Source organism: Nitrococcus sp. (assembly GCF_059432795.1).
Map to the genome: position 1 here is coordinate 1 of NZ_JBXWZQ010000093.1, position 6,636 is coordinate 6,636.

Below are 6,636 nucleotides of genomic sequence, written 5' to 3' on the forward strand. Positions count from 1 at the left end.
CCAGTCGGTTTGGTTCCCGAGCTGGTCGCCGGTTCCCGTGGCTTCGCGTCCTGGCCACGTTCCTCCGCCGGGAACCGCACCAGTCGATTTTTGAAATTATAGTCTATAAATCCGGATCCGTGGGCGCAGGGAGGCTCTCCCTGTCGGCCGGCAGCCGGCTCCGCCGGATCTGGGATTCGGAGATCAAATTGCGGGTGGGTTTAGTGGCGCGCGCATGGAAGCGACGGACGCCACTTCTGCTATCGACCCGAAGCGGAAATTAAAAGAACCGCAGTGTCCGTGATTGTTGCCGTCGCGATACGGGTCGCCACCGACCAGACACCAGTCCGATAGTGGCCGGCGTGTTGGGCGGCACGGTGCTGCGCGTATTCGCACCCAAGCGCCTTCTGGCGACGGTGGCTTCCCCTACGCCGTGCTGTGACTCCAACAGCTTACTGATCGAGATCTGGATTGAGGAAGTCACCGAGCCCACCGAAGCCGACGCGAGAGGACCGGTGTCAGCCCTGCCAATCGATGCTGACAATCGTGATCGGTAAGGCAAGCCCCTTCAGCTCGACCGTGCGTTCGTTCGAGAAAGTCGGAGAATCCCGAGCGGCATTCATGGTCTGCCGGCTGGCGATAATTTCGCCACCGGCTGCGACGGAGGCGATGCGCGCGGCTTCGTGCACGCCTCTCCCGGAGTATTCCCTCTCGCGCCGGACCACGGCGGCGGCATGCAGGCCTATTCGCACCTGGGGCGCAAAGCCATGCCGGATGCGGTGGTCCTCCAAAGCGCGTTGAATATCCACGGCGCACGCAATGCCGGTGTCCACGTTCGAGAAGGTCACGAAGAACCCGTCACCGGCATGGTCGCTCTCGACGCCACCATGATCCTCGAAGCAGCGTCGCAGGGTTCGTTGATACCATTGCCGCAGGGTGTCCCAGGCTTCGTCGCCGAGCGCCTCGATCAGCTTCGTCGAATCCACGATATCGGTGAACATCAACGCTCTTACGAGCGCCTCCTTATGGGAGGGCGTTGCCCGCGAGTCGGCCAGTGCAGCCAGTCGGCTGCCCCCGCGCGTTTTCTCCAGCGCCATGCCCAGGCGATCTAGGGACGCCAGGGCAGCATCCATCTCGATAATCGCGCTGGCTTCCTCGCCATCCTCTCTCAAAGCAGTCGCCAACAATGCCTGGGCGTGCGCTGCCTCGTATGGCGAGTCCGCCTTGTTCCAGAGCTGCCAAGCGCGTTTAAAACCTTCCGCCGCCTTGCTGACCCGGTCTTCGGCAAAGTCGATCTCAGCGCGGGCGGCGACAGCGCCGGCCTGTCCGGCGGGGCTATCAAGCAGTTCAGCCAACGATTCGAGCTCCGCGGCTGCTTGATCGGCGGGCTCCTTGTGCCCTACCGCCAGCGCGCTTGAGACTTTGACGGGAAGGAGTTGGATCCGGCTCTCTCGGGAGATGATGCCGGGGTCCATCAGCGCCTGGTCGATCAGTCGCAGCGCCGTCATGGAGTCGTTCTCGGTCAGCCTTAGGCGTGCCAAGGTCGGTTGAGGGTCATGACCCAGCTCAAGCGCGCGGCGGCAAGCGTCCAATGCCGGCTGCAACTCGCCCCGCCGGAGACGAACCTCCGCCATCTCCTGATAGGCCCAACCCGCAACGCGTGGGTTGGCGACCTTCAGCTGCTCGCCCGCCAAGCGCGCATTCTGCTCTGCACCCTCGAGGTTACCTTGTTGCCGCATGACTTCCGCGCGGTGAACGGTGCACAGACCGGGGAAGTAGGCGACCGACTCGCGCTCACACCATCGACTGCTCTCCTCGGTCCACTCGGAAGCGCAGCGCCAGTCGGCGCGGTTCCGGCATGCAACAATTACACTGCAATAGATCGTCCCCGCGGCGAGCAGCCCCAGCTCATCGCTGATCGCGAGCGCCATCGCTTCGTCGTGAAGCGCCATGCCTGCCTCGAGCCGTTGATCCATCAAGTGCGCATGGCCCAGCCAAAGCAGCCCGAGCCCCTCGACATCGCGGTTTCCTAGTCGCTTACCGATTGCCATTGCCTGCTCGGCACAGCTCTTCGCCGTCTCGAAATCTCCGCGGCTTACGGCTGCCGCCGCATGCAGCGACGCCTGCCATCCATGCTCGCCGCATTCCGGCTCTTCCGCCAGTAAACGCGCAGCTTTCTGGGCGTAACCCCTGGATACCGCATCATGGCGCCGGTCAAAATGCCAATGAGCGAGCTGCAGGGCCATGCGAGCGGCGCCGCGATGGTCTCCGGTGTCGCTGTAGCGGGCCTTGGCGTATTCGAGGGCGTCGGGAAGCTCGTCATAGCAGCCGCCCCACCAGGCGGCCCAAGCCATTCTCTCGGCGTCCTCCGGCGACAGAGGTTCGCTCGCAGCCACGCTTTTCAATCGGTTAAGGGCGGTCTCCCACTGGTGGACCTCGTAAGCTTCGCGCGCTTCGTCGAGGTGTTCTTCGTTCGAGTCTGGCATAAGCGGTGCCCTGACGTATAAAGCTTGTCGGTATTCGGCGCCTAGTGTATCGCGACAGCTTGAGCACGGCACGCATATAACCTCGATCCGTACGAGAGTAAGGATCATCCCCTTGACCTGCCCTTTCATAATTGGTCCAGAAACCATGTTAGGGTTTCACAGCAAGGAAAGGCTTGTCGCCAGCTGATTCAGACCAGCGCTAAAATTTATTTAACGCAAAGCCGGTTCCCGGCGTGCAGCCGAGGTGCGGTTAATATGGGCACGATACGCTGATGAACGAAGGCGGGCTGGAAAACATCCGGAAGCATTGAAGTGCCATGCCAACCATTCAGATCATTTCCACGGCGTTGCGGCCCCGCTCCTTGCTCTGGTAAACGGCGCGGTCTACCCGATTGCACACGTCGGCCAGTCCATCACCTTGTCGATACGCCGTGACGCCGACGCTCACGGTAACCCGTCCGGGGCCGTCCACCCTGGCACTTTCCACCGTCGACCGAATCCGCTCTCCTAATACTCCGGCACCTTCCGCGTCGATCCCAGGCAATACCACCATGAACTCCTCTCCACCCCAGCGCGCCAGCACATCACCGGCCCGCATCTGGGCGTTCGCCACCTGCGCGAGCTGCTTGAGAATATTGTCCCCGACCGCGTGGCCGTATGTATCGTTGCACGACTTGAACCGATCGATGTCGAACATGACCACCGCCAACGGGTCATTGCCGCGCTCTGCCCGCCTAATCTCCCGGGCCAGTGCCTTGTCGAACCCACGTCGGTTGTACAGACCGGTGAGGCTGTCGTGCAGCGCGTCATGCTCGAGCACGGCTTCGGCGTGTACGCGGTCGACCAAATCATTCACGAGGGCAGCAAGCACGAGCGTTGCAGACGCCACAATTAACAGGAACACCTGCAGTAGGGTTATCGCCTGCCCTGCCGCCTCTCCGAATAACGCGAACGGACCATATCCGAATGCCGTGGCGATATTAGCGATGTTTGCAGTGAAGAAGATCGACCAGGCCGCACCGAAAACGCCGTATCGCAGCGCAGCCCAGGTCAGGAAAGGCACGATCAGATACGGCAGTACCACGTCCCACCCCCCGGGCCAGTTGCGAAACGCGATCAGGTTCACCGCCAGCAGACCCGCCACGAGCAGTACGGACTCCATCCATCGCCGCGGAATCCTGGCCTCTGCCCAGGTGAGTAGAATTGGCGCCACGACCAGAGTTCCAAGGGCGTCGCCGACCACATACTTGGGCCATACAAGCCAGAACGGTTTGCCCACACCCAGCACCGATCCCAAGGTTCCCAGGGTGGCGCCGACCAACGGTCCCAGCAACACCCCAAACGCGAAAAATGCCAACAACTTGGGCACCGGAACCAAACTCCCCTGCTCGCTGGCATAGCGGCGCAGGAAGAAGGCGCCGGTCAGCGGACCGGCGCAGTTACCCAGTGTCCAGAACACGTTACCCACGACGGGGTAACCATGGACGAGGTTACCCCCGAACTCGCCGGCGACCACACCCGCGATCACCCAGGGCCAGCGGCGGGTAGGTAGCAGTAGCAACGTGCCCAGCGTGAAGCCCGCCGCGGGCCAGAACCCCGCACCCAGCGCCACCGGGTCGTTGAGGATGACGATGTACTGAGCGAGCGCCACGTAAACGAAACCGACAACCAGAAGCACGATTGGTCCCGACAGGGTACGGTCTTCGTGGCGCCGCGAGGTAAGAACGTTGTTGAGGTAGGCCATGGCCGGATTTCGAGTTTCGTTTCTTGTGGTTATGCTGCAACCGGCGCGAATGCGCCGTTGCGAGAAGAGCTAAATAGGCTACACCACGTAGCTTGCGAGCGATAGGGGACGCCAGAAGGCGGCCTGAAGGATTTTCGCCAAACGACGCGATGTTAGTGAAATGTCAACATCGAGAACTATACGATGGGGCGTGTGAACACGGGGCCCGGGCCGGAGGCGGGTGCTCTGAACGGGATTCGACCCGGTGTGCGACGTCGTTCAAGATCCGCTTCTCGACCGCTGTGTCCTCGATGCGACCAAATTGACCTTACCGCCGGCTTGCTAGTTATTCAGCGTCCGCTCTTGGCCGGATCCGGTTACTCGATGTACTGTGATCGAAAGACTGCTATGTGGCGGCTATCGGACATCATGCCTCAAGACCGCAACTACTGGACTCGACCCGAAGCGGCTGTTGGGCACGAACACCCCATGGAATCGGGTGAGGTTCACACGCGGCTTGGGCACCAGAGCAGCGAGCCGGGCGATGAAATCCAGCGGCTCGAGGATGATGTTCGTGGTGCCGTCCCGGTACGGCGTTTTCAGCGTGTAGCGCACATTCCCCTGTGGGGTGAGTGCCAGCCGATCAGTGGCCACGGCCGGGCGGGCGAAGTAGCGGCACAGTCGCTCGAGCTTGCGCCGCTGATGGGCCTTGGCGGCGACCCCGGCGTGCAGAGAGAAGCCGGCGGTCTTGGCCAATTGGCTGTTGTCGCGATCTTCTTCCCGGGCTGGAACGGTTTGCAGCGTGAACGCCTTGCGCCCAGCCTGGGGACCGACGGCAATGCGGTAGGTGATCGAGTGGCCGAGCAGATCGTTGATGGCGGATTGTTCAGACGCCTCGAGCTGCAGGTAGCTGTTCTCGATGTCCCGCACCAGCAGGCCCTCGCGCTCCAGGTAAGCGCCCACGCGCTGGCTGATGGTGTGGACCAACTGTTCCAAGGTCTGGGGAGGCGGCGCCGGCAGCCGACGAAACACCGGTTGCTCATAGTCTGTGAGATACACGCCGTCCAGAAACAGCATGTGGAAATGGATGTTCAGATTCAGGGCGCTGCCGAATCGCTGGATCAGGGTGACAGCTCCAGTCTTGGCGGTGGCTCGGGTGCAGCCCGCCTGCTGGACGAGATGGGTCTCGATGGCCCGGTAGACGAGGCCGAGCATCCGGCTCATGATCTCGGGCAGGCTCGCTAACAGAAACCGGAGCTGGAAGGGAAAGCTCAGCACCCACTGGCGCATGGGCAGGCGAGGCAGGACCTCGTCGACCAGCAGCGCCGCGCTTTCCACCATCCGCCGGGCGCCGCAGCTGGGGCAGAAGCCCCGTCTCTTGCAGCTAAAGGCCACCAAGCGCTCGCTGTGGCAATCCTGGCACCGGACCCGAAGGAAGCCGTGCTCCAAAATCCCGCACTCGAGGAAGTCCTCGAGCTCGCGCTGCACGTATTCCGGCAGCGAGTGGCCCTGATCGGCTAAAAGCTCGTGGAATCGGGGATAGTGCTCGGCAACGAGCTTGTAGAGCAAAGTGCGCTCGGAGTGCCAGCGCTAGTAGCGCCATTCGCCGTTTCCTGTATCGGCCTTCCTGGCCGTGTTTGTAGACATCCTGTCAACCTTGTCTGCTGATCGACTCCCTTACGTCGAACGTCAGCATGTTGGGCGCTGGCCCATTAACCCCCAATCGCGGCTAAAGCCGCTCCTACATGAGATGTATACGTGGGCGGCGCAGCCGAACGCTACGACTTCATCCGCTCGTTGTCCGGATCGTACAATGCCCGGTAGCCTACCGCCTCGACCTTGAACGGGTAGTGCTCGCAGAAGTACTCCATGGTGAGGATTCTGCCTCCTTCCGCGTAAACCTTCGGCAGGTAACCCAAGGCGATGTTCTTGCCGCTTGAGGGCCCATAGGCAATAGAGGTGATATAGGACCGGCGACCCACTTCGTCGATCAGTACGTCGCCGGTCTCCGGTTCCACGATGGGCCAGCTGCCCACGGGGTTGCGGGCGAACCCATTCGAGTCGACGTTGTCCTGCATGGTGAAAGTGCGCAGGTACGCCGGCTGATGGGCGCGCTCGCGCTGTTCGATGTAAGCCTCCTTGCCGAAAAAGTCGTCATGTGCTTCGTCCACACGTAGTCGCGGTGGCCGGTGTCACCGTCGCACACCACCCGGTTGCGTTTCTCTTCCAAACGAATAACAGTGAGGTCGGCGTAAATGCCGCCGACTGAGCAGATACCGGTCAGCCAGCCTCGGCCCGGCGCAGCGTGACCGGGGTCACTTCGCCATCACTGTTGACGTATTCTCCTTTCAACTGATCGTCGACAAGGCGGTAGCTCGCCACTGCACCGCTCCTGAACCGCTCGAGCACCAGCTTCTCACCTTCGAACTCGGCATTGTGGCGGCGATA

The 6,636-nt window shown here is 61.9% G+C and carries 3 protein-coding genes and 1 pseudogene; all 4 read right to left on the bottom strand.

Translation table 11 applies throughout. The features are described from left to right. Positions 1-497: 497 nt before the first annotated feature. The 4 genes and pseudogenes from AC52Q4_RS07140 to AC52Q4_RS07155 all read right to left on the bottom strand — a co-directional run bounded on the left by AC52Q4_RS07140 (position 498) and on the right by AC52Q4_RS07155 (position 6,359). Positions 498-2,465 (bottom strand): adenylate/guanylate cyclase domain-containing protein, encoded by a 1,968-nt coding sequence (locus AC52Q4_RS07140; RefSeq protein ID WP_495536111.1) that lies wholly within the window; start codon positions 2,463-2,465, stop codon positions 498-500. A 328-nt stretch (positions 2,466-2,793) separates the two neighbouring features. Then, entirely contained in the window at positions 2,794-4,209 is a 1,416-nt protein-coding gene (locus tag AC52Q4_RS07145; protein WP_495536112.1) for a sensor domain-containing diguanylate cyclase, read from the bottom strand. Between the two features lie 444 nt (positions 4,210-4,653). Continuing rightward, a pseudogene (locus AC52Q4_RS07150) lies at positions 4,654-5,766 on the bottom strand (transposase); the annotation flags it as partial. Between the two features lie 200 nt (positions 5,767-5,966). After that, positions 5,967-6,359, bottom strand: a complete 393-nt coding sequence (locus tag AC52Q4_RS07155) for a glycine cleavage T C-terminal barrel domain-containing protein (RefSeq protein ID WP_495536113.1) — start codon at positions 6,357-6,359, stop codon at positions 5,967-5,969. Between the last annotated feature and the right edge of the window lie 277 nt (positions 6,360-6,636).